The following is a 22403-nucleotide window of genomic DNA, read 5'->3' as shown; positions in this document are numbered from 1 at the left end:
ACTTCCGATCACTCTAGTGCAGTGCTCGGAAGTTCCCCCTCACTTACTTGGGCATCGCCCATTTCTGCAACTGATAGCCATCTTTGTCGAGCTCGGCACGCGCCTGCAACAGCAAGTCTTCCAATTGCGCCGGGTCGGTATAGGTGTTCGATGACAGCTGTTTGCTGCCGATGCGGGTGTTGGTGCGGTCGATGACGCTCAGGCTGAGGGCGCCATGACCATCGTGCCAGGCCACGCATTGGAAGGGCTGGAAAGCACGGTCTGCAATCAAAAGAGCTTCGTTGATGCGCAGCGGAGCGTTCATGTGTGTCGTCTCTCTCTATGCCCATTCAAGTGAATATCGGCGGTTGGGCTGACCGCGCGGTGGGTTACTTGTATTGATGCACGATGGTGGGGTACGGGTCACATGCTAGAGCGATAATTTTTAACTTTCCCTGACGGGCGTCATGTAAGCGGCTGTTTTGAAAGCGGAACTAACGTTTGGCAAACGAGCAACTTTTTACGAGTTGATGGCTTTTTGCTCGCGGTTATAGCGAAAGGGTACAAGCGCGGCGTCAATATTTTGATATGTTTCCATTAGGTCGCTATAAACTATTGTTTCTATTAAATAAAACTGACGCCAAGGAATAGTCATGCTTGTGACGCCTGCACAACGCCGCCTCTTGGTCGTCGACCCCTGCGAGGATTGCCACGGGTTACTGCCCGGCTTGCGCACGGTCGGTTGGGAAGTCGACAGCTGTGCCCTGCAAGCCGTGGGCGAGCGTTCCTGCGATGTGGGCCTGCTGCGGTTGCAGCCTTGTCATCTGGAACGTCCCGAAGCGGTCAAGGAACTGATTGGCCGCAGCGGCACCGAGTGGATCGCCGTACTCAGCCAGGATGTACTGCGTCTGCAGAACGTCGGGGATTTCGTCTGCGAATGGTTCTTTGACTTCCACACCTTGCCGTTCGACGTGTCGCGGGTGCAGGTCACCCTCGGGCGCGCCTTTGGCATGGCGCGTCTGCGCGGCAGGGGGCATACCCCGGTGGGTGGGCCTGAGCATGAGTTGCTGGGCGATAGCCGCCCCATCCGCGAGCTGCGCAAATTGTTGTCGAAGTTGGCGCCCACTGAATCGCCGGTACTGATTCGTGGAGACAGCGGCACCGGCAAGGAATTGGTGGCCAAGACGCTGCACCGGCAATCCCAGCGACACGCCAAGCCGTTTGTGGCGATCAACTGTGGGGCGATTCCTGAACAGCTGATCCAGTCGGAACTCTTCGGTCATGAAAAGGGCGCTTTCACCGGTGCACATCAGCGCAAGGTCGGACGCATCGAGGCCGCCCACGGTGGCACGCTGTTTCTTGATGAGATCGGCGATCTGCCGATGGAGCTGCAAGCCAACCTGTTGCGGTTTCTCCAGGAGAAACAGATCGAGCGTGTCGGCGGCAGCCAGCCCATTCCGGTGGATGTGCGAGTGCTGGCCGCCACCCACGTTGACCTGGAGGCCGCGGTCGAGAAGGGCACCTTTCGCGAGGACCTGTATTACCGGCTGAACGTGCTGCAAGTCGTCACCGCGCCCCTGCGTGAGCGCCATGGCGACGTGGCGATGCTGGCCAATCACTTTTCGCGCTTCTATAGCCAGGAAACCGGTCGCCGCCCGCGCAGCTTCAGCGAAGCGGCCTTGGTGGCGATGGGGCAACACCTGTGGCCGGGCAATGTGCGTGAGTTGGCCAACCGCGTGCGCCGTGGCCTGGTACTGGCCGAAGGACGCCAGATCGAAGCGGTTGACCTGGGGTTGCAAGGCGCGCAGACCGCTTCGCCACCGATGGCGACACTGGAAGATTACAAGCACCGCGCCGAGCGTCAGGCGTTGTGCGATGTGCTCGACCGGCACAGCGACAACCTGAGCGTCGCGGCCCGGATGCTGGGCGTTTCCCGGCCGACATTTTACCGGTTGCTGCACAAACACCAGATCCGCTAGGGACCTCTGTGGGAGGGGGCTTGCCCCCGATAGCGATGTGTCAGTCGCTGATGCATTGACTGACTCTACGCATCGGGGCATAGGCCACACACCGCTGTAGCCGGTAACCACGATGCGAAGCGAGCCGCTCTTGATCTTGATCTGCTTTTGATCTTAGGCGCCCCGTTAAACCACGCTGGCCGAACGCAGGCTTGAATCCGTGGGCAACCCGGCAGGACGCCGGGTTAGCCGCACTGGGCCATGGATGGCCCATTGCGGCGGCCCACGGATTCAAGCCGGAGAGAGGGCACACCGAGCTCAAGCGAGGTGCCGAGTGGTGGGGCAAGAGCGTTTTGCTTACTTTTGCGCTTTTCAAAAGTGAGCCGCTGTAAAAGCGGAACCGCCAGTCGGCGTTACCGCAGAAACGGATATGTACTCGATCTGATCCAACATTCTGGTCGGCCCTAAGGCCGCCATCGGGGGCAAGCCCCCTCCCACATTTGGACCAGGATCGGCACAACATCCTGGTCGGCCCTGAGGCCGCCATCGGGGGCAAGTCGAATCGTCGCACCGCCCCCTCCCACATTTAAAAAGTGTTTACCTCTCGATCAAAAGTAGTACGGGAATTTCAGGCTGAACGTAAAGTCCGGCGCATCATCGGTCATCCCGATCGCCAGGTTCGGCACGATGGTCAGGTTGTCCGACGCGGCAATCGTCATGCCGACGTTGAAGTAGCCTGCATTCGCATCACTGGAGACCACCGACTGCCAGTCGCCGCCGTCCGGCTTGAGCTTGCTTTTGCGCTGCACCAGGTCGGACACCGAGAACGACATGCTCATCCTCTCGTTGAGCGCGAACGCTACGCCGACACCGAACTGGAAGCTGTCGCCCAGGCGCACCTTGCCCCCCACCTTCTGGTTGACCTCACTGCTGATGTCGTCGAACGAGTCTTCGAAGTTGTGGGTGTACGACAGAGAACCGAACAGCACTGCAGGGTCGAAGGTCTTGACCAGGGAAATGCCCGGTGTGACCGACCACACGCCGTTGCCCGTCGGCAGGTTTTCCGGCAGGTAGAGGTTGTCGTTGTTGGGTTGCCTGACCAATTTGATGCCAAACGGCTCTTTACCCGTAGGCGCCTTCACCCGTACCGACACCACGGCATCCGGCAGGGTAGGGGTTTCATCGAGGAACTTGTAGGCCACGCCGAAGTTGACGTCGCCGATGGTGGGGTCGCGGGTCACCGAAGCTTCGGATGTGGCCGTGGCATCGTTGCCGGCGCCGCCGGACTGATAGGTCGACTCGCGGTAGACCACCGGCACGTTGAGGTCGAACTGCCAGCGGTTATCGACGTTGTAGCGGCCGGTCAGGTCCAGGGTCCAACTGTCGGATTTGATCCGGTCCAGGTTGATGTTGCCGAGGAAGATCGAGTCCAGCGCCAGGAACCCGTTGAGGGTCAACTGGCGGGCGTCGTAACGGGCATAGGTGATGCCGGTTTCGACACTGAGCTTGCCATTGCCGAAAAAGCCGCTGGCTTCGTTGTAGAGGTTACTGACGCTTTGTGCCGGGGCCGAGTCATCCTTGAGCGCCTGGCCGTAGGAACTGCCGCCGCCTCCCGCACCACCTGACGCCGCTGCCGCACCCGTACCTGCGACGGCCGTAGCACCTTTCCTGAAGTCGGCGGGGGATTTGGCCAGGCGCCTGGGTTCCGGCGTGGCCGGTTGATCTTCTACCTGGCGTACACGCTGTTCCAGCACGGCCAGGGCCTTTTGCTGCACGTCATAGCGTTGCTTGAGTTCCAGGAGTTCCCGCTTGAGGGATTCGATATCGGCATCCTGCGCGGCATACAACATGGATGCGGGCAAGAGCGTACTTAAACAGATCACCGCGCGGAGCGATAACGATCGATGCATGAAATAAGCCGTCCTGTTTCAATGCGTAAGTGTCGAGGGTCAGCGTGGTTCAATAACCGAGCGTGCGCAGGCCTTTGAGTGGGTCCAGGTTGCAGTTCAATGCGCCGTTGTTCAAACCGTTCACGTTCATTACGACGTTGAGTTGGGTCATGTTGCTGACGAAGTTGGCATCGCCTGTCAGGACCGTGCCTTGCAGCACATTCCCGCCGCCGATCTGCTGCAGGCTGTTGCCCTGGTTGTGGTTGGCCTGGATCGCCATTTGCAGGCTGCCGTTGTTGGCCGACACGCTGACATGACCGGCCTTGCTCTCGCCGGTGACCGTGCCGCCGGCCACCAATACCTGCCCGGACTGCACGGCATTGGCAGGGGCAAAACCGTCCTGGGTGACGTTGATCCCGACGTTGTTGTAGGCGGTGTTGCCATCACCGGCGGTGCGCACGCTTTGAGTCACGCCCTGGCCGCTGGTCAGGCCGGCTCCGCCGATCACATTACCGCTGCCGGCCGTGGGCGTTCCGGAACCCGCAGCACCGGAGGTTTGCACATAGAACTGTGGGGTGATGGTGGTCTTGTCCAACTGCATGCTGGCCTTGCCGGTAATGCTGTCGCCGACCGCATTGGTCCAGGTGCTGCTCATGACAATGCCGAAGCTGATGATTCGCCCCGGCATCACGTAGCGGCCGCGCAGCTCAGCCATTTCCGAGTCCTTGAGTTCGATCGGTTTGAAACCCGACGACGCATAAACGGGCATCGAGGCTGCCAGACACACAACCGTCAGCCAACGGGACGTGTTCATCTTTTGCTCCTGGAGCGTCCTGCCCCTTATTGCGCTTCTAAAAAAAGTCGCTCTGGATGAAACCGAAATCCATCAGCTCGGCGTCGCCTACGGGTCGGAACTCGTTCAACTGGTTCCTGGCGGTCAGCGGTGCAGGCGGGTCGAGCAGCACGTTGGCCTTGTCGTAGCCTTCACCCAATACGGCGAAGACGATGCCATTCCAGCCCCTGACGAAATCATCCCGCGAATAGCGCTTGTGGCCCAGCACCGGGTCGCCGACATACACCCAGTCCTTGTCGGCCCGCTGCATCACTACAAAGTGCTTGTAGCCACGGATTTCCAGCAGCACCACCACCGGGATTTTCACGGTGACCAGGGTGTCCGGGGCGATCCTGTAGCCCCGGGCGCGCATGCCGATGCTTTCGAGGTAGCGCTTCATGTCCAGCATGGAAAAGCCCTGGGTACGCACCAGGTCCTGGTCGGCATTGACCAGCATGCCCTTGATGAGGTGGTCTTCGTCGACGTCCAGCCAATAGGCCTGGCGCAGGATGGTGGCGAGCGCCGCAGCGCCACAGCTGAAATCGGTTTTCTGTTCCACCAGGTTGGCGAACCGGCGTTCACGGATGCTCTCGACCTTCTTGAAAATCACCGCACTGCCGGGCATGGCGGAGATCGCCATGGTGCCCGCCAAAGTGGGGCCAGTGAGCAACATCAGGAGGGTGAGGGTCGCGAAGCGCATGATCGACTGACCTGTTGGACACTGGAATAAAAAGGGCCTTGTTGCCAAGGCCCCGTTGGATCAGAAACGCACGCCGCTGGAGCAGACGCTGCAACCTTGACCGATCGACAGGCTGTTGCTGCCCTGGTTGCCCGCGCCCGATTGCAGGTTTACACCCACGTTGCCGGAGTTGCGGTTAACCGAGTTGTCGAGGCTTGAGTTGTTGGATACGTATTGAGGCTTGCCGTAGCCATGGCTGCTGACGGCGGTATTGAGATAGCTGTTGTTGAGCGAGCTCTGCTCGGTATTGGAGGCCGCAGCGATGTTCTTGCCGTCAGCGGTGGTGATTGCCAGGTTGTTTTTACCTTGGTTGCCTTGGCCGGCCTGGCCGTTGTAACCCACGTTGCCGGAGTTGCCGTTGACCGAGCTGTCCAGGGAGGCGTTGTTTTGCGTGCCTTTGTTGATGAGGTTGTTATTGGTGCTGGCTTGATTCACATCGATCACGGCGAACACGCTGGCAAAGTCGCCTTTGGCACTGGAGATGGCGCCCGCGTTATCCGCCTGGTTGCCCGAGCCCGACTGTACGTTGACGCCCACGTTACCGCTGTTGCCGGTGACCGAATTGTCGGCCGAGGCGTTGTTTTCGGTGTTGCTGTCGTCGAATTTGTTGTGTTCGCTTTTTTGCACATCAGTGACGACGGCGGCGACGGTACCGGTGGGTTGAGGGGCTGGATGCCAGCCACCACCCGCTTGAGCTGCGGCAGCCATGAGCGCGGCGAGAGCGAAAACCAATGGTTTGAGCGCCATTTGAGGTTTCATGGTGTTTCTCCTTGCTTCTAATTAGTTGGGTTAAGTGTTGGTACGGTCTAACGAACGCCTATCAAGCAGTTACTTGATAGTGATGCCCAGGGTGTTAGCCACTCGGTTCCCCACCCCGGCACTCTGGTTCACCTGAATCACTCCTCGGCTGCCGGTGAAGGCCTGGTCGCTGGTGACGACCTGGCGGCTGCCAGTGGTGGAGGTGGACCCTGAGTCGGTTGCCAGCGTCGTCGTGTTCTGTTGCAACAGGACGCTGTCATCGATGCTTTGCGGGCCAGGATTGAGGCTGATCCGCACCGCATTGATCGATTGGTTATTGGCCCCGGCCGACTGGTTGATGCCCAGCACGCCGTTGCCGTTGGTAAAGGAGGTGCCCAGGATCGCTGCCTTGGCGTTCAAGGACGGGTCGACGTTGCCGTGGAGCTTCTGGATATTGACGGTGGTGGCCTGGCCACCCAGGACAATGGAGCGGCTGTTGGACAGTTGTTGCCGGTTGCCGGCTGCCTGGTTGATCGACACAACACCCTCGTACTGTCTGCCGCTGCCATCGATCACGGCGGTGTTGTCGGCCATACTCGCCGCGCTGCCCAGCAGGGCGAACATCAACAGGAGGCGCTCCATCATTTGCCCCCCAGCATGCTGCCGATGTTGTTCAACGGGGCCATGCCGCGCTGGATCGAATCACTGATCTGCCCGCCCATTGCACTGCCGGCGCCGTGGCCGGCGGCAGCGCCACTGCCCAGGGTCGACATGCCGGTTTGCGTGGCACCCAGGCCCGACAGATTGGCGCTGGGCTGCACGGAGCGCGCCAGGGTCGATCCGCTGCTGATGCCGCCGATGTCCAGGTCGCTGAGTTCGCCGGACATGGCACTGATCACTTCTTTGCTGGGGTTGGCGTTGGCCGTGTTGGGGTAGGGGTCCGGGAGCGAGGTGCGCCCGTACATATGCCCTTGCACGGCGCGCCCCGTCACGATCACGCCGTCACCCGCCTGGCTCGGCAGGCTGGCGCCGGCACTGAGCACGCAACTGATCAGTAGTGCGTTTATCCAGGCATGAGTGAATGTGTTCACGGCGGCAGTCCTTGTTATTCATGCTGACCCTAAACAGCGTTGTCAGGGACAGAGCAGAACGCGTGCCGGTTTTGATTTTTTCCGTGGATTCATGAGGTTGCGGTTTTCGCCGACGAATTCGCCGACGGCGGTGTTTCAACCGTGACACAGTTGTTGCCCGCTGCGGTATGCCCTGACGCTCGCGCCCGTTGTATCAGCGATGGAACAGTGTCCATGACAAAACGATGAATCCGTCCCCGCTGGGCGATTCAAGACCGTTGAGTGTTTCAAAAGTGGACAGATAACGCGGCAGGCGCAGGCTCAGCCCTTGGGCGTTTTACGCGGAATGGCGTTGAGTACCGGGTTGCCGTCCTGATTCTGGGTCAGGTAGACCGGCAGTACCTTGGGCAGGGAGGGGATGAGGTTGTTGACTTCACTGAGATTGTAAATACCGCCAATGCGGATGCTCCCGGTGCCCGCGTCCGCCAGCATCGCGGGTTTGTCCAGGTATCGGTTGATCAGCGGCAGCGCATCGGCCAAGGCCAGGTTATCGAGCACCAGTTTGCCCGTGCGCCATGCCAGGGCCGTGTCATCGGGTTTGATGGCCGCCACGCGCGGGGTGGCGTCGCCCCGTTGGTAACTGGCCTGCATCCCCGGGGTCAGCGGCACGCTGCCATGCACCGAGTCGCTGGCGATCTGCACCGAGCCTTCAAGCAACATTACCCGCACCTGGTCGGCATAGGTCCAGACATTGAACTGGGTACCCGTCACTCGTACCTGCCCCTCGCCAGCCTGCACGATAAAGGGGTGATCGCTGTCATGGGTGACCTTGAAAAACGCTTCACCCTTTTTCAGGCTGACCTGACGCCGGTCCTTGTAATTGCTGTAGACCAGCTCGGTACCCAGATTCAATTCCACCTGGCTGCCATCGCCCAGGGTAACCTTGCGCAAGCCATTGGTCGCTTCGTAGTGTTTATAGGCGCTGGGTAACCAGCCGGCTTCCCAACCGGTAAAGGCGGCCAGTGGCAAGGCACCCAGGCAGATGGCGGCGGCGACCGCGTAAGTGCGCCAGCGCTTGCGCGGCTTGTACGGCAACCCGACCGGTGCCGGCGTGTCGCGCGGCAGATGATCGGCCACGTCCCAGACTTCCAGCATCGCCGCGTATTCGAACGCATGCAGCGGATGAGCGTCGTGCCATTTTTCAAACGCCTGGCGCTCAGCGGCCGAGCAATCCTCGGCATGCAGGCGCATGCACCAATGCGCGGCGGCGTCGGTAATGGCGTCGTACTCGGCTTCTGAAAGGGACTGTTCGCTCATTGACTCATCCTGATTTCCCGCATTCTAACCTTCTGAGGCACGCGGCGAGAACAGCATCATGGCGATTGCACATCAATTGGAACTTATTCTTGTTTGAGTGCGCCTAAAAATTCAGGAAATAACCTGTCGTCAACTATGGAGTACCAACATGTTGAAGAAAACCTTAGCTGCCCTGTGTGCCACTACCGCCTTGCTGAGTGCCGGCGCTGCCCTGGCAGACAAGCCGGGCGCGGGCTGGATCACCATTGAAAAAGCCATTGAAGTGGCGAAGACCAAAGCGGGCTATGTCGAAGTCTACGCCGCTGAAGCGGACGACAACGGCTATTGGGAAGTCAAGGGCCGCAAATCCGATGGCACCGTCTACGAAGCTCGTATCGACGGCGCTTCGGGCAATATCCTGCGTGATCAGAAAGACTGATCCGCCCGCTGGGGGCCTGCTCAGGCCCCCACATCAAGCATGCGCCCCAGGTGCGTAATCAGGTAAGTGACTGAGTCGGCGTTGGACAGAATGACCTCGATGCGTTTGTCGATATTGCTCATGAAGATCTGCCGGGCCTCGGTCAGGGTCTTGGCCCCCGTTATCTTCAGGACTTTGCGCTTGAGGTAGTGGGTAGTGGTCAAGACGCCGTAATCCTCCCAAGTGTTGGATATGTCATCCCATGTCTTGAACAACATACTGGCCGGCGTCAGGGTGGAGAGTGCGGTGGTCTGCAAATCGTCCTGGCGTGTCTTCACCGCCTGAGCACCCGGCTTAGCTATATCGATCAGGTCGCGGAACGGTTCCATGCTGCGCAGGTAGGCGATGTCTTCGGTCTCGAGTCTCAAATGCGTCAGCTCATGAATCAGCGTGCAAGCCCTGGCGTGAGCAAACATGTCGAAGGGTGCATTCAAAATGTTGGCGTATTCCGCCAGGTCCGGATCGAAGAAACGTTCGAACAAAAACACTCTGCGCTCACTGTCATCGACAAGGACCATCGCATAGTCATTCGTGGGGTCCTTCATGCTTTCACCGCTGACAAGACGCATTGAGTCAGGGCTGATCAAAGTGGGGTCGCTTAACTCATCCAGTATCCCGTCGATGAGGTTTTCAATTTTCTTTACCTGCTCCGAAGTCAGGTTGATAGTGCCGAACAGGTCGCATAAAAACAGGCCGACTCGGCTATCAGGTGTGAGCAGCTCTGCGAAATGCTGGATGTTGCGCTTGCAGTTGACGGCGTAGTAAGTCGCCACATTCAACGCTTCGTCCACAGCTTGGGCTTTCCAGCTCGATAATGCGGCAATCGCCTTTATGCCCTGCGCTTGAATATTGATCTCGCGCCGTTGGGCCCGTTGCGTTTTGTGACGCGTCCAGGCCTGGCCGAAGCGGGGCTTGTGCAGGCTCAGGTCCAACACCCATTGGCCATCTGAATTGCGCCCCACATAGGGGCCCTGCTGATCGTTGTTCTCCAGGCGCCAGTGATCCCTGGTTTTCTTCACCGGATATACCTTGCCTGCCAGCGGTACATAGTCTTTGGCGCTGGCCTTAGCCTTGTAGACGTGGGTAGAGGTGTCCAGCTCCAGGTCCTTCAGGGCAATGTCGTAGTCCTCCAAACGCTGCAATCGTGTCCGCGAGATCGCGGTGACGTCGTGCAGTCCGGGGATAATGGCTGTGGGCAGTTTGCCCTGCGGCAGGTCGACGACTTCAGCGTCACCGGGGGGCGGGGTTTCGCTGCCGTCGAGCTCGCTGTACAACGCGGCCATTTGCACCACGGCCAGGATGAAATCCTTCATCGCGGCTTTCCACTGATGCAGTTGCAGTGCTTCCATTGAGCGCTTGACCAGCGTGTAGCTGCGCCATACCACCAGCGGATAGGCGAGTTTTCCCGCCATGAAGTGCACGGCCGTCGGAATGCCCTTGCCGAACAGGCTGACTGCGTTATCCCAGAGCAGCTTTGAGCCTCTTTCGAACTGGCAGGCGAGCATTTTGAGCAGGATCAGCGTGTTCTCGCTGAACAGAAAATGCAGCAGATTGCCGGTTACCGCGGATGAGGCAAGGCCGATATCCGAGGTGCGATAACGGTTGCTTTTGAGCAAGTGGCGGTAAACATCCTGGTGCGGATCCTCCAAGTGCTGGATGACCCATTCCTGCAGTTCTCCCGGTCTTTCCACTTCATCCAGCAGCGCTTGCTCGCTGTCGTACTGCTTGAGCACATGGTGTTCACTGTAAGGCGCATATAACACCACCGGACCGGTATTTTTATTTTCGCCGCTGATCAGGTACATGCCCAGCACCTTGGCGGCAGCGGCGCCCGCGGTCGCCACCAACTCCAGGGGCCGTATCAGCGTCGATGCGCCTGCCAGCGCCGCACGTGCCAGGGTGTCAGGCATGTCGAATACCTGCTGGACCAAGCCCAGCGCCTCGGTTGACAGACGTTCTTGCAGATGTTGCTCGTGGGCGTAGTGCAATACCTGCCATGGCAATTGCCGGCAGAACCGGCGCCGACGTTGGCGTGCAGCCTCTGTGCGGGTGTCCAGCTCGGTTTGCAAGCGCTTCTGGTAGACCGATTTCAAGTCCAGCTGCCGGACCATCTGGATCACGGCGCTGGCATCCAGAGTGTTGGGCAGCGCCATGGCGGTGCGCGAGCGCGGGCGGATAATCTGACTGTTCAGGTCCGGCCAGTGGCGCAAGGCAAAATCGGTCAGGCTGCAGGTGTGGAGATCGAGGGCCTGGTGCACGGGAATCAGTACGTCGTCGGGGCTGATGGTGTGCTTGGGGAAGCGAGCCTGGAGCAGCTTCAGCAAGGCGGAAAAGGTGTGCTCGCGAATGGTTGGAATGCCATGCAGGTAATCCTCCTCTTCCGGAGCACTGTTGCGGTATTGCTCAAGCAGTTCTGCATGGTAAATCTGCTCTTTGGCGGGCGCCATTGCCAGCCACACGGGCAGCAGTTGTTGGGTGATCATTGCTTCGGCCAGCGCCTTGGCCCGTCCCAGATTGGTGGGGGCAGGCATCTCCAGGATTGCATCCAGGCGGTCCTGCGCTGCGCGCGCGGGCAAGTCCATGGTCAGCAATTGGTCCACCGCGTCCATCACATTGTCGCCGTAGGCCTTCAGGCGATCGTCCAGCAGGTTATCGTCAATGCGCAGAAGGGCGGCCAGGCGATACACTTGATGGGGCTCGCGCTGGGATAATCGCAGGTTTTCCAGCAGTGTCAGCCGTTTGACCGGGTGTGCCAGGCGCTGGGTAAGTGCGTCGCGCAGGGCTGTAACCGAAGGAAAGACCTCATGACCACGCCGGGGTGACCACAGGATCGCCTGGCCCGAATTCCTGGGGTCGAGGCCGCCTCGCTCGGTCAGTACGAACAGATTGGCCAGCGGCAGCAACGCATCGGACGTGCCCTGGTGCAATGCCAGTGCATAGGCATCCGGGAGAAACCCATTGATCCCATGACGGGTCAGGCGCGCCAGGCTGTCGGTGCGCAGGACCGCATCGAGAATGGCATGGCTGCCGGTCGGCAGGGTCTTGCCCAGCAATCGCAGGTCAGCCTCGCTGCGCAAGCCCAGCAGCATCGAGTGCGCGTGTTTATCGCGGGTGTTGTGCAGAAACAGGCGCGGCAGGTCACGCAGCTCGTGGTCGGCAAATAACGTCAACACCCGTTCGATCAGGTTGTTGAAAGTCTTGAGGGTCATGTTATTGAGCTTCAGGGCGACACCCTGGCTGCGTTTCTCGTAAAACCCCGTCCTGGAAGACACAGGAAGCGGCTCGCTCTCCGAGCCCAGGCGCTCGATGAAATGTTCAACCATGCTCAGGGACGATACGGGCGGTCGCTCTTCGCGCTGCTGGGCACTGGAGGGGTAAGTGTTGATAAAGACGTCATCGGCCTTGAGGTCCAGTTGTCGCGTCTGCAGTTCCGTGTCCAGGGCCAGGGCGACCATGCTGCGCAATGTCGGGTGTTTCAAGCGTTCGATGTTCAACCCGTCCTCGGCAGCTTGCAGGCGCTGCTGGTGCAGCTTGGCGCGCTCGGCCTGTACGGTGGAGGGGCGGCCATTGCCACTGCTGACGGGGTGTATCGTCCAGCGCCCATCGGTGTCCAGATCCGCCAGGCGACTGTCGAGCATGGTGCGGATGTCCAGGGCGTAATCGAGCAATGCTTCCAGGTCCAGCTGGCCGGCGCTGCTGCGATACAGGCCCAGGGCATGGTTCATGTTGCTGATCTGCTTGGTGATGATGTCTTCGATCATGCCGGTGAACACATGGCCGCTGACGGGGCGTGCGGCAATGTTTATCTGGTCCAGGCCGATAAAGGTGTCGCGCTCGTCCAGGGACAGGAAATTGAGCAGTTCGTCTTCGTGTCCGGCCGCCGTGAGCATGGTCAATAGCGTGTCTTTGAGGTCATCCAGGTCCTGGAGCACCTGCAGACCACGGGACTGGGTGTAAAGGTAGGCATGGCTTTCATGCAGCATCAGCGTACTGGCCAGTTCCACGTAGTGCTGGTAGGGCGCATAGACGCGCACTTTTTCCACGCTCAGCTCGCCAGCGTAGGCGTTGCGCGCATCCTGGTCGCTGAGCAGCAGAGCCTGGAGCATGTGGCTTTCATCGGCGCTGAGGATGCCGCTCTGGCGTTTGAGCAGCACATCGAGACGGAACTTGTCGGCCAGCACTTGCGCAAACAGCGCCAGGCGCGAGGTTCCATTGTCGATGTCTTCGTTCCAGTAGGTCTGCAGCAGACTGTCGAGCAGTTTGGACAGCGTGCCGGAGGTCTGCTCGACAAGCATTTCCCATTGCTCGCTGTCTTGCTGGAACTGCGTCTGGTTGAAGTAGGTGGTGACATGCCGGGGGTTGATGAATTCGCGGGTTTGCCCCAGAGGCCAGGCATGTTTCACATAAAACTGCAGGAACGCCTCACGTAGCGTCAGGGAGTCGATCCAGCGTCGGTCGGTATCCGTCGGGCGCTTGATAAAACAGTTTACCCGCGTTTCCCGTTGATCCAGGCCAGGGAAGTAAGGACGCGCCATGATTCCGAGAAGTGTGTCGAGCATGTCGGACAGGGTGGGGGTCTTCTGCAAGTGTTCAAGCACTGACTGCACGTTGGCCTTTTGGCAGGCCTGCAGGGCTTGTTGCTGGGCTTCCATGACCGCCCCCGGGATCAGCGAGGTCGTCAGTGTCAGGACGCTTCCCGCCGGCAGGCTGTCGCGCTGCGCAATCGACAGAAAGCCGAGCAACGCCACGCGCTGCACCGAGTCTGCAAGCGCCTGGCTGACCTCGGCGAGCAGCGCGGCATGGCTGTCAAACACCTGGATACCGCCATAGGGTGTATACAGCAGGGCTTTGTCACCGTCCGGGCTGGGGCTCATCGCAAACGCGCCGGCGAGCGCAATCGCAGTCTGCCCCGGTCTATTGATCAACAGCTCTTCGACGCGCATCGGATGGGTCTGCAGGCGCGTGTCCTGGCGGCTGGCGTCACTGGCGTAATACACGCCGTGCAGCCATTCCAGGTCCTTGACGGTAAGCCCCAGGGCGCGTTCGCGTTCGCTCAATACCGAGCGATTGACGGGCAGCAGGAATTCGTCAAAAAAATACGGCGGGGTAACACGGGTCATCGCCTGTTTCCAGCGTGAATAGGGACACACAGGGTAGGCAGGCAGCCGTGGTGGGCGGGGGCTAACTATTGAGTCACGCCGTCAGTTGACAGTGAGCGCTGTGGGTGGTGTTTAATCGACGGTCTGGATGTCCATTCGTTGCCCCCTTCCAATCATAAAAACGGAGCTTCAAATGTCTGCGCAGTCTCCGACAGTTGCCCCAGCCTTCATCAGCTTCATTGAGTTGGTGGGGCTGCTCCAACAGATTTTCGTCCGGCACGGCACCTCGCCGGAAGTGGCGAAGATCCTTGCACAGAACTGCGCGAGCGCCGAACGTGATGGCGCCCACAGCCACGGTATCTTTCGCATCCCGGGTTATCTGTCGACCCTGGCCAGCGGCTGGGTCGATGGAGCGGCCGTGCCCACGGTCAGCGATGTGGCGTCAGGCTTCGTACGGGTCGATGCCGGCAATGGTTTTGCCCAGCCGGCCCTGGCGGCGGCGCGTGGGTTGTTGGTGAGCAAGGCTCGCAGCGCCGGTATTGCGTTGCTGGCAATCCATAACTCCCATCACTTTGCCGCGCTGTGGCCGGATGTCGAGCCCTTTGCCGAAGAGGGACTGGTGGCGCTCAGTGTGGTCAACAGCATGACGTGCGTGGTACCCCATGGTGCCGACCGGCCACTTTTTGGCACCAACCCCATCGCCTTTGCTGCGCCCCAGGCCAATGGCGCACCGATCGTGTTCGACCTGGCCACCAGTGCCATCGCCCATGGCGATGTGCAGATCGCTGCGCGCAAGGGTGAACGCCTGCCGCCCGGCATGGGCGTGGACAGCCTGGGCCAGCCCACCCAGGACCCGAAGGCGATTCTTGAAGGCGGCGCGCTGTTGCCGTTTGGCGGGCACAAGGGCTCGGCGTTGTCGATGATGGTCGAGTTGCTGGCGGCGGCGTTGACCGGCGGCAATTTTTCATTCGAATTCGATTGGACTGACCACCCGGGCGCGCGTACGCCCTGGACCGGCCAGTTACTGATTGTGATCGACCCGAGCAAAACGGCCGGGCAAAGCTTTGCCGAGCGCAGCCAGGAACTGGTGCGGCAGATGCATGCGGCCGGGTTGCGGCGGTTGCCGGGAGATAGGCGCCATCGCGCACGGGCGAAGTCGCAGGAAACAGGGATAGAACTTGGGGCGCAGGATCTACGGCAGCTTCAAGAGTGGGCTGCCGGTTGAACAGGGCTGCACCTTGGCGCAGCCCTGACTGATCAGTTACGACGACCGAGCAGCAGGCCTACCACCAGGCCAAAGCCTGCGGAAATGGCCACGGTCTGCCAAGGGTGACCACCGATGTAGGTTTCGGTGGCGTCTACCACCGGCTTGCTGCGCTCACGTACATTGGACACCGAGTCCAGGGCTTGCTTGAGTTTGATGGCAACCTGCTCACGCAGGGTTTCACCTTCCTCGCCCACCAGGGACGCGCTGCTCTTGAGCAGTTTGTCGGATTCTTCGATCAGCGAAGTCAGTTCGCTGAAGGCTTGATCCTTGATTTGTTCTTCGACGGATTGAGCGGCGGTTTTGCGGGCCATGTGTGACTCCTTGCAAAGTGAATGTGGCAGTGAACAATGGAGTGTCGGGCGCCGGCAAAAGTTGCAGTTATTTTGCTGGCCGTCCATTTGCGGCAAAATCCAAATCGGGTCCTTTGGACCTACAGTGTAAGATGTCCTTTATTTGTGCAGCAGGTAATTCACCATGAGCTTCAATCTCGCCAACAAGACCCTCGCCGAACGCGCCGAGCTGGAAGATGAAAAGTCCCGTCTCTACGACCTGTGGCAAACCAACCTGGGCAAGGCCAAGGGCGAAGCCGCCCGGTTGTTCGGCGAGCGCGCCAAGCGCAAGGGCAAATGGGCCGAATGGGTGCGTGCCGAACTTGACGGCATGTCGCCGCCGGAGTTCTCCAACATGGTGCGCAGTGAGGTCAACAAACTGATGGCCGCCGCTAAGTAAAGCAGGCCTGGATCACCTCACGCACCTTCAACAACAAGGGGTCAAGCTGGGCCTGGGTACGCCAGCCCAGCTCCACCGGATAGCGCGGCAATGCCAGCGGGCAGGGCAGAACGCGCAAGCCGGTCAGGCCGGCGATGGCATCGGCGGCATGCCCGGGAATCGTCGCCACCGCCGTGCTGCCCTTGAGCAGGAATGCCACGGCGGCAAAGTGGCTGGTGGACGCACACACCTGGCGGCTCAAGCCGTGCGCCGCCAAGCCCTCATCGGTAATGCCGATAAACCCGCCGGACGACACCAGCACATGCTCGCGCGCGACGAACTCCGTCAGGTCGATGTGTTGCTGGCTGGGCGCCAGGCTGTCCGGGTCCACCAGGCAGCGGTAGTCACCTTCGCCGAGCACTTGCCGGCTCAGGCGCCGCTCGGCAAAACCGCCGGCGCTGATGGCCAGGTCCAGGCTGCGGTCGAGCAGGGCGTCGGCGACAATCTGGCTGTGGGTCTGGCGGAAAATCACCCGCAACTTCGGCAGGCGCTGCGCGACGCTGTCCATCAGACGACGGCCATAGGCAATCTCGAAGTCATCCGACAGCCCCAGCACCACGGAGCGGCCTTGATAATTCGGGCTCTGCGGGTGGATCATCGCCAGGCTTTGCCGACAACGGTCCAGCGCTTCGCTGATCAGCGGTTTCAATTGATTGGCGCGCGTCGTCGGTGCCAGGCCACGTCCCGTACGCACAAACAACTGATCGTCGTACAGCTCGCGCAACCGCCGCAGACCGGCGCTGATTGCCGATTGGGTGACGCCCAGGCGCAACGCCGCGCGGCTGGCGCTGGACTCGTCATGCAGGGCTTCGAAGGTTTTGAGCAGGTTCAGGTCAACCTGGGCGATATTCATCTGGCTCATATCATTTAGCACTGAGGTGGGCTTTATTCATGATCGGCCCTGGTCGGAGAATGGGCAACCCCCCTGACTTGGAGTGACTGTGATGTCCGTTTCTACCGTGGCTGCTTTACAAATTGGCTCGCTGCCGGGCGGCAAGGCCGAGACCCTCGAACAGATCCTCGCCTACGAGGGCGAAATCCAGCGCAGCGGCGCGCAATTGGTGGTAATGCCTGAGGCGCTGCTGGGCGGCTATCCCAAAGGTGAAGGGTTCGGTACTCAATTGGGGTATCGCCTGCCCGAGGGTCGTGAAGCCTTTGCGCGCTATTTTGCCAATGCTATCGATGTACCCGGCGTCGAGACTGACGCACTGGCCGGGTTATCCGCGCGCACCGGCGCCAGCCTGGTGCTCGGCGTGATCGAGCGCAGTGGCAGCACTTTGTATTGCACCGTGCTGTATTTCGAGCCCACGGGCGGGCTCGTGGCCAAGCACCGCAAGCTGATGCCCACCGGCACCGAACGGCTGATCTGGGGCAAGGGTGATGGCTCCACGTTACCGGTGGTCGACACGGCGGTAGGGCGCATCGGCGGCGCGGTGTGCTGGGAAAACATGATGCCGCTGCTGCGCACGGCCATGTATGCCAAGGGCGTGCAGGTATGGTGCGCGCCGACCGTGGACGAGCGCGAGATGTGGCAGGTGAGCATGCGCCACGTGGCTCATGAAGGGCGCTGCTTTGTGGTGAGCGCCTGCCAGGTGCAGGCCTCGCCCGAGGCGTTGGGCGTGGACGTTGCCAATTGGCCGGCGGATCGTCCGTTGATCGCCGGTGGCAGCGTGATCGTCGGGCCGATGGGCGACATTCTTGCCGGGCCGCTTGTGGGTGAAACGGGGCTGTTGACGGCGCGGATTGATACCGATGAGTTGGTGCGGGCACGCTATGACTATGACGTAGTGGGGCACTACGCCAGGCCGGATATTTTTGAGTTGACGGTGGACGAGCGCGCCAGGCCGGGTGTGCGCTATATCACTGACTGAACGCGGTTAAAAGTGTGGGGGGGCTTGCCCCCGATGGCGGCCTCAGGGCCGACCAGGATGTTGGATCAGACCGAGTACATATCCGTTTCTGCGGTAACGGCTGCTATGGGTTCCGCTTTTACAGCGGCTCACTTTTGAAAAGCGCAAAAGTAAGCAAAACGCTCTTGCCCCACCACTCGGCACCTCGCTTAGGCTCGGTGTGCCCGAACGCAGGCTTGAATCCGTAGGCCGCCGCAATGGGCCATCCATGGCCCAGTGCGGCTAACCCGGCGTCCTGCCGGGTTGCCCACGGATTCAAGCCTGCGTTCGGCCAGCGTGGTTTAACGGGGCGCCTAAGATCAAAAGCCAGATCAAGATCAAGAGCGACTCGCTGCGCATCGTGGTTAGCGTTGGCCGCTACAGAGTTGTGTAGATACCTATGCTCATCGGGGGCAAGCCCCTCCCACATTTGATCTTCAGCGTTTGTTGCCCGTCGTTCACCAGGTGGCGGTGTTGGGCAAATCCAGCGTGCCATGTTCCACAAAACGCATCGTCCCGAACACCCCGCCCGCCAGCTTGCCGCGCAGCACATACGGCAGGTTATTCAGGCTCTGGGTCTGGCTCAGGCCCAGGGTCTGGCGCAACACCGAAAACGCCGAAACACTCACCGGCACCATCAGTACCGTCTCGGAGAAACGCGGGATGCTGCCTGTCTGATCACTGACCCCTGACGCCAGTGGCCGGCCATTGACCTCCAGGTCCAGGGCCACGCCGTTGTAGTCGATCGCCGTTTCATTGGGGTTCTGCACCCGCAGCTTGACGGCGAAGCGCACTTCCAGGTCCTGGCTTTGCAGCGGTTCGATGCCGACCACGTTGATGTTGACCGGATCGCGGTTGGGGAACAGCGCGCAGGCGCTCAAGGTCAGCAACAACAGCGATAGAACCATGAGTTTGCGCATCTGAAAGAGCCTCTAGCGTTTGGTGACGTCCGGGTCCTGCATGACCTTGAGGGTCGAGGACTCCGGATCGAATTCATCTTCTTCCAACTCTATGAACTCTTCGGGCAGGAAAATGTTCAGCAGGATGGCACAGAACGCCCCCACGGTAATCGGCGACTCGAAGATGTTGTGCAGCGCCTTGGGCAAGTCGCGCAGCACTTCGGGCACGGCGGCAACGCCCAGGCCCATGCCTAAGGAAATCGCCACGATCAGTACGTTGCGCCGATGCAGCCCGGCTTCGGCGAGGATCTTGATGCCGGCCACGGCCACGGTGCCGAACATGATCAGGGTCGCACCGCCCAGCACCGGCTTGGGCATCAGTTGCAGCACCGCGCCGATCATCGGGAACAGCCCCAGCAGCACCAGCAGGCCGGCGATGAAGTAGGCCACGTAGCGGCTGGCCACGCCGGTCAGTTGGATCACGCCGTTGTTCTGGGCAAACGTCACCATCGGCAGGCTGTTGAAGGTGGCCGCCATCGCGGAGTTGAGGCCGTCGGCGAGCAGGCCGGACTTGATGCGCTTGATATACAGCGGTCCCTTGACCGGCTGCTGGGAAATCATCGAGTTGGCGGTCAAGTCACCGGCGGCTTCGAGCGGCGAAATCAGGAAGATCACCGCCACCGGGATAAACGCCACCCAGTCGAACGAGAAGCCGTACTTGAACGGCACCGGCACGCTGATCAGCGGCACCTGGGGCAGGGCGCTCATGTCGACACGCCCCAGCCACCAGGCCACGACAAAGCCCAGGGTCAGGCCGATCACGATCGAACCCAGGCGCAGGAACGGGTTGTCGAAGCGGTTGAGCACCACGATGGTCAGCAGCACCAGCGCCGCCAGGCCCATATTGCTCGCAGCGCCCAGATCGCCGGCGCCGAAACCGCCGGCCATGTCGGTCACCGCCACCTTGATCAGCGACAAGCCCATCAAGGTGATGATGGTCCCGGTCACCACCGGGGTGATCAGCTTGCGCAGCTTGCCGATGAACTGGCTGAGCACCACTTCGATAAACGCTGCGAAAAAACAGATGCCAAAGATCGTTGAAAGGATTTCATCGGTACCGCCGCCCCGCGCCTTGACCATGAAGCCGGCGCTGAGAATCACACTGATAAAGGAAAAACTGGTGCCCTGCAGGCATAACAGGCCCGAGCCGATGGGGCCGAACGTGCGCGCCTGCACGAAGGTGCCGAGCCCCGAGACGAACAACGCCATGCTCACCAGATACGGCACTTCGCTCTCCAGGCCCAGCACGCCACCGACGATCAGCGTCGGGGTGATGATGCCGACAAAGCTCGCCAGCACGTGCTGCAAGGCGGCAAATAGTGCCGCCGTGAAGTGCGGACGGTCTTCCAGGCCGTATATCAGGTCGGATTTATAGCGCGGGCGGGGGGCTTGAGCGTCAGACAAAATGAGGGCTCGGGTCGGAAAATGGAGGCGCAGGATGCCAGAAACGGCCAGTCGTCAGAAGTGTAATAAATTATTTATAAAGCGCCCTGCATAAAACTTCGACATCAGCCGATACCCCGTATAGGCCCACCTAACCATTCTAAAACGGGCGGCCAAGGTCTGGGCAGTGCGTTGGCGCTGACGGATCGATTCGCGGCAGACGCTGGCAACATCACTTCTGAGAGTCCCCCTTATGTCCCTCCGTCATTTGAATATTGCCCCTCGCGCCTTTCTAGGGTTCGCCTTTATCGCAGTCCTGGTGGTCATTCTGGGGGTGTTTGCGGTCAACCGCATGACCCTGATGCGCCAGGCTTCGCTGGATATGAGCACCAATCAGTTGCCCAGCGTGACGTACCTGGGGCATATGACGGAAAACGTGCTGCGCATGCGTATCCTGTCCTTTCGCGTGCTGGTCAACCGTGAGCCGGCCGCCCTGCAGGAAGCCGAAACCCGCATCGGCGTGCTGGTCGACAAGGTCAGGGCGGCGCAGACCCAATACGCCGCCTTGCCGGCAGGGGCCGAGGAGGCGGTGCTGTACAAGGCATTTGCGACCACCCTGGATAACTACGTCAAGGCCCAGGCCGACATGATCGCGCTGTCCAGGCAAGACAAGGTCGATGAAACGCGCGCCTTGATCAACAGCCGCATCAAGGAAGGCACCGACCAGATGGGCGAGCAGTTGAACAAACTGATCGCCCTCAACGCCGCCGGCGCCAAGGCTGCCGATACCCAGGCCGAACACAGTTACGAGGCCGCCATTACCGGCGTCATCGTGGTGTCGGTCGCCGCTGCGTTGCTGACGGTGTTGCTGGCCTGGCTGCTGACCCGCAGCATCGTCACGCCGTTGCGCAAGGCCGTGCAAGCGGCTGAAAGCATCGCCAACGGCAATCTGACGACAGCGATCGAGGACGACGGCAAGGACGAACCGGCGCGCTTGCTCAGTGCCCTGGCGAGCATGCAAACCAACCTGCGCCAGACCATCCAGCACATTGCAGGCTCGGCCACGCAGTTGGCGTCGGCTGCCGAAGAGCTGAGCGCAGTCACCGAGGAAGCCTCCAAAGGCCTGCAGCAACAGAACAATGAAATCGACCAGGCGGCCACGGCGGTCAATGAAATGACGGCTGCGGTGGAGGAGGTGGCGCGCAATGCGGTGTCCACGTCCGAAGCCTCCGGCCAATCCAACCAGGCCGCGCGGGAAGGCCGCGACCGGGTAGTGGAGACGGTCGGGGCGATCCAGACCATGACCCAGGACGTGCAAAACACCGCGGCCATGATCGAGGGTCTGGCGGCGCAAGGGCGCGACATCGGCAAGGTACTCGACGTGATCCGCGCGATTGCGGAGCAGACCAACCTGCTGGCGCTCAACGCCGCGATCGAAGCCGCACGCGCCGGTGAAGCCGGGCGCGGCTTTGCGGTGGTGGCGGACGAAGTGCGGGCATTGGCCCATCGTACGGCCCAGTCGACCCAGGAAATCGAAAAAATGGTTGCCGGTATCCAGAACGGCACCGGTGAAGCGGTGCAATCGATGCAGCAGAGCAACCAGCGTACCCAGAGCACCCTGGAGATGGCCCGCGCCGCCGGTGTGGCGCTGGAGCAGATCACCCAGTCGATCAGCCTGATCAACGAACGCAACCTGGTGATCGCCAGCGCATCCGAAGAGCAGGCTCAGGTATCGCGCGAGGTGGACCGCAACCTGGTCAACATCCGTGACCTGGCGACGCAATCGGCGGCGGGCGCCAACCAGACCAGCGCGGCCAGTCATGAGTTGTCGCGCTTGGCGGTGGATCTGAACGCGATGGTGGCCAAGTTCGTTATCTAAATCTGAAATACGGTTCAAATGTGGGAGGGGGCTTGCCCCCGATGGCGGTGGGTCAGTTAGCTCTGTTGTAGCTGACACACCGCCATCGGGGGCAAGCCCCCTCCCACATTTAGTCCGCGGCTGTCTACACAACTCAGTAGCGCCAACCGTAACCACGATGCGAAGCGAGTCGCTCTTGCT

General features: G+C 60.6%; 19 protein-coding genes. 6 read left to right on the top strand and 13 right to left on the bottom strand.

From position 1 onward, the window contains the following. Positions 1-43 precede the first annotated feature (43 nt). Positions 44-304 carry a hypothetical protein gene (locus tag MRY17_RS14650; protein ID WP_181285270.1) on the bottom strand — a complete coding sequence of 87 codons (261 nt, stop codon included), beginning with the start codon at positions 302-304 and terminating at the stop codon, positions 44-46. A 328-nt stretch (positions 305-632) separates the two neighbouring features. Between MRY17_RS14650 and MRY17_RS14645 the strand changes: the two genes are divergently transcribed. After that, complete coding sequence (locus MRY17_RS14645; RefSeq protein ID WP_181285269.1) at positions 633-1958, top strand: sigma-54 dependent transcriptional regulator; 1326 nt, start codon at positions 633-635, stop codon at positions 1956-1958. Positions 1959-2545: 587 nt separating this feature from the next. Here MRY17_RS14645 and MRY17_RS14640 read toward each other — a convergent pair. From MRY17_RS14640 to MRY17_RS14610, 7 genes are all read right to left on the bottom strand, one after another. Continuing rightward, positions 2546-3847 carry a hypothetical protein gene (locus MRY17_RS14640; RefSeq protein WP_181283610.1) on the bottom strand — a complete coding sequence of 434 codons (1302 nt, stop codon included), beginning with the start codon at positions 3845-3847 and terminating at the stop codon, positions 2546-2548. Positions 3848-3896: 49 nt separating this feature from the next. Further along, positions 3897-4640 (bottom strand): hypothetical protein, encoded by a 744-nt coding sequence (locus MRY17_RS14635; RefSeq protein WP_181283609.1) that lies wholly within the window; start codon positions 4638-4640, stop codon positions 3897-3899. Positions 4641-4677: 37 nt separating this feature from the next. Beyond that, on the bottom strand, positions 4678-5358 hold the full coding sequence (locus tag MRY17_RS14630) for a C39 family peptidase (protein WP_181283608.1): 681 nt from the start codon (positions 5356-5358) through the stop codon (positions 4678-4680). Positions 5359-5418: 60 nt separating this feature from the next. Beyond that, a complete protein-coding gene (locus MRY17_RS14625; protein ID WP_243352374.1) occupies positions 5419-6156 on the bottom strand; it encodes a hypothetical protein in 738 nt (245 codons plus the stop codon). Positions 6157-6225: 69 nt separating this feature from the next. After that, positions 6226-6777, bottom strand: a complete 552-nt coding sequence (locus tag MRY17_RS14620; RefSeq protein ID WP_243353945.1) for an adhesin — start codon at positions 6775-6777, stop codon at positions 6226-6228. After that, entirely contained in the window at positions 6777-7226 is a 450-nt protein-coding gene (locus tag MRY17_RS14615) for a hypothetical protein (RefSeq protein ID WP_191951828.1), read from the bottom strand. The genes MRY17_RS14620 and MRY17_RS14615 overlap by 1 nt, the downstream gene beginning before the upstream one ends. A 300-nt stretch (positions 7227-7526) precedes the next feature. After that, positions 7527-8522, bottom strand: a complete 996-nt coding sequence (locus tag MRY17_RS14610; RefSeq protein WP_243352373.1) for a FecR family protein — start codon at positions 8520-8522, stop codon at positions 7527-7529. A gap of 148 nt (positions 8523-8670) precedes the next feature. Here MRY17_RS14610 and MRY17_RS14605 point away from each other — a divergent pair, with 148 nt between their 5' ends. Then, positions 8671-8940, top strand: coding sequence for a PepSY domain-containing protein (locus MRY17_RS14605; RefSeq protein ID WP_191951826.1), 270 nt, complete (start codon positions 8671-8673; stop codon positions 8938-8940). Between the two features lie 20 nt (positions 8941-8960). On the opposite strand, the gene MRY17_RS14600 is transcribed toward MRY17_RS14605, so the two are convergent. Next, the gene (locus MRY17_RS14600) at positions 8961-14099 is read right to left on the bottom strand and encodes a dermonecrotic toxin domain-containing protein (protein WP_243352372.1); all 5139 of its coding nucleotides are present in this window, start codon (positions 14097-14099) and stop codon (positions 8961-8963) included. A gap of 172 nt (positions 14100-14271) precedes the next feature. Between MRY17_RS14600 and MRY17_RS14595 the strand changes: the two genes are divergently transcribed. After that, positions 14272-15303: an Ldh family oxidoreductase gene (locus MRY17_RS14595; RefSeq protein WP_243352371.1), complete on the top strand. Its 1032-nt coding sequence runs from the start codon at positions 14272-14274 to the stop codon at positions 15301-15303. 32 nt (positions 15304-15335) lie between these two features. On the opposite strand, the gene MRY17_RS14590 is transcribed toward MRY17_RS14595, so the two are convergent. Continuing rightward, positions 15336-15656, bottom strand: coding sequence for a DUF883 family protein (locus MRY17_RS14590; RefSeq protein ID WP_124358238.1), 321 nt, complete (start codon positions 15654-15656; stop codon positions 15336-15338). A 163-nt stretch (positions 15657-15819) separates the two neighbouring features. Here MRY17_RS14590 and MRY17_RS14585 point away from each other — a divergent pair, with 163 nt between their 5' ends. Further along, a complete protein-coding gene (locus tag MRY17_RS14585; protein ID WP_003190904.1) occupies positions 15820-16074 on the top strand; it encodes a hypothetical protein in 255 nt (84 codons plus the stop codon). Here MRY17_RS14585 and MRY17_RS14580 read toward each other — a convergent pair. Then, positions 16067-16966 (bottom strand): LysR family transcriptional regulator, encoded by a 900-nt coding sequence (locus MRY17_RS14580; RefSeq protein WP_181283601.1) that lies wholly within the window; start codon positions 16964-16966, stop codon positions 16067-16069. The genes MRY17_RS14585 and MRY17_RS14580 overlap by 8 nt on opposite strands. 91 nt (positions 16967-17057) lie before the next feature. On the opposite strand from MRY17_RS14580, the gene MRY17_RS14575 reads away from it, so the two are divergent. Next, complete coding sequence (locus MRY17_RS14575; protein WP_243352370.1) at positions 17058-17984, top strand: carbon-nitrogen hydrolase family protein; 927 nt, start codon at positions 17058-17060, stop codon at positions 17982-17984. A gap of 476 nt (positions 17985-18460) precedes the next feature. On the opposite strand, the gene MRY17_RS14570 is transcribed toward MRY17_RS14575, so the two are convergent. Beyond that, on the bottom strand, positions 18461-18922 hold the full coding sequence (locus MRY17_RS14570; protein ID WP_243352369.1) for an LEA type 2 family protein: 462 nt from the start codon (positions 18920-18922) through the stop codon (positions 18461-18463). A 12-nt stretch (positions 18923-18934) separates the two neighbouring features. After that, positions 18935-20365: a nucleobase:cation symporter-2 family protein gene (locus tag MRY17_RS14565; RefSeq protein ID WP_191951804.1), complete on the bottom strand. Its 1431-nt coding sequence runs from the start codon at positions 20363-20365 to the stop codon at positions 18935-18937. Positions 20366-20597: 232 nt separating this feature from the next. Here MRY17_RS14565 and MRY17_RS14560 point away from each other — a divergent pair, with 232 nt between their 5' ends. Beyond that, on the top strand, positions 20598-22223 hold the full coding sequence (locus MRY17_RS14560; RefSeq protein ID WP_181283718.1) for a methyl-accepting chemotaxis protein: 1626 nt from the start codon (positions 20598-20600) through the stop codon (positions 22221-22223). The last annotated feature ends 180 nt before the right edge of the window (positions 22224-22403 follow it).

The organism is Pseudomonas orientalis (assembly GCF_022807995.1).
Lineage (GTDB): Bacteria > Pseudomonadota > Gammaproteobacteria > Pseudomonadales > Pseudomonadaceae > Aquipseudomonas > Aquipseudomonas orientalis_B.
The sequence above is the reverse complement of the archived record's forward strand: the minus strand, read 5'-3'. Positions and strand labels throughout refer to the sequence as shown.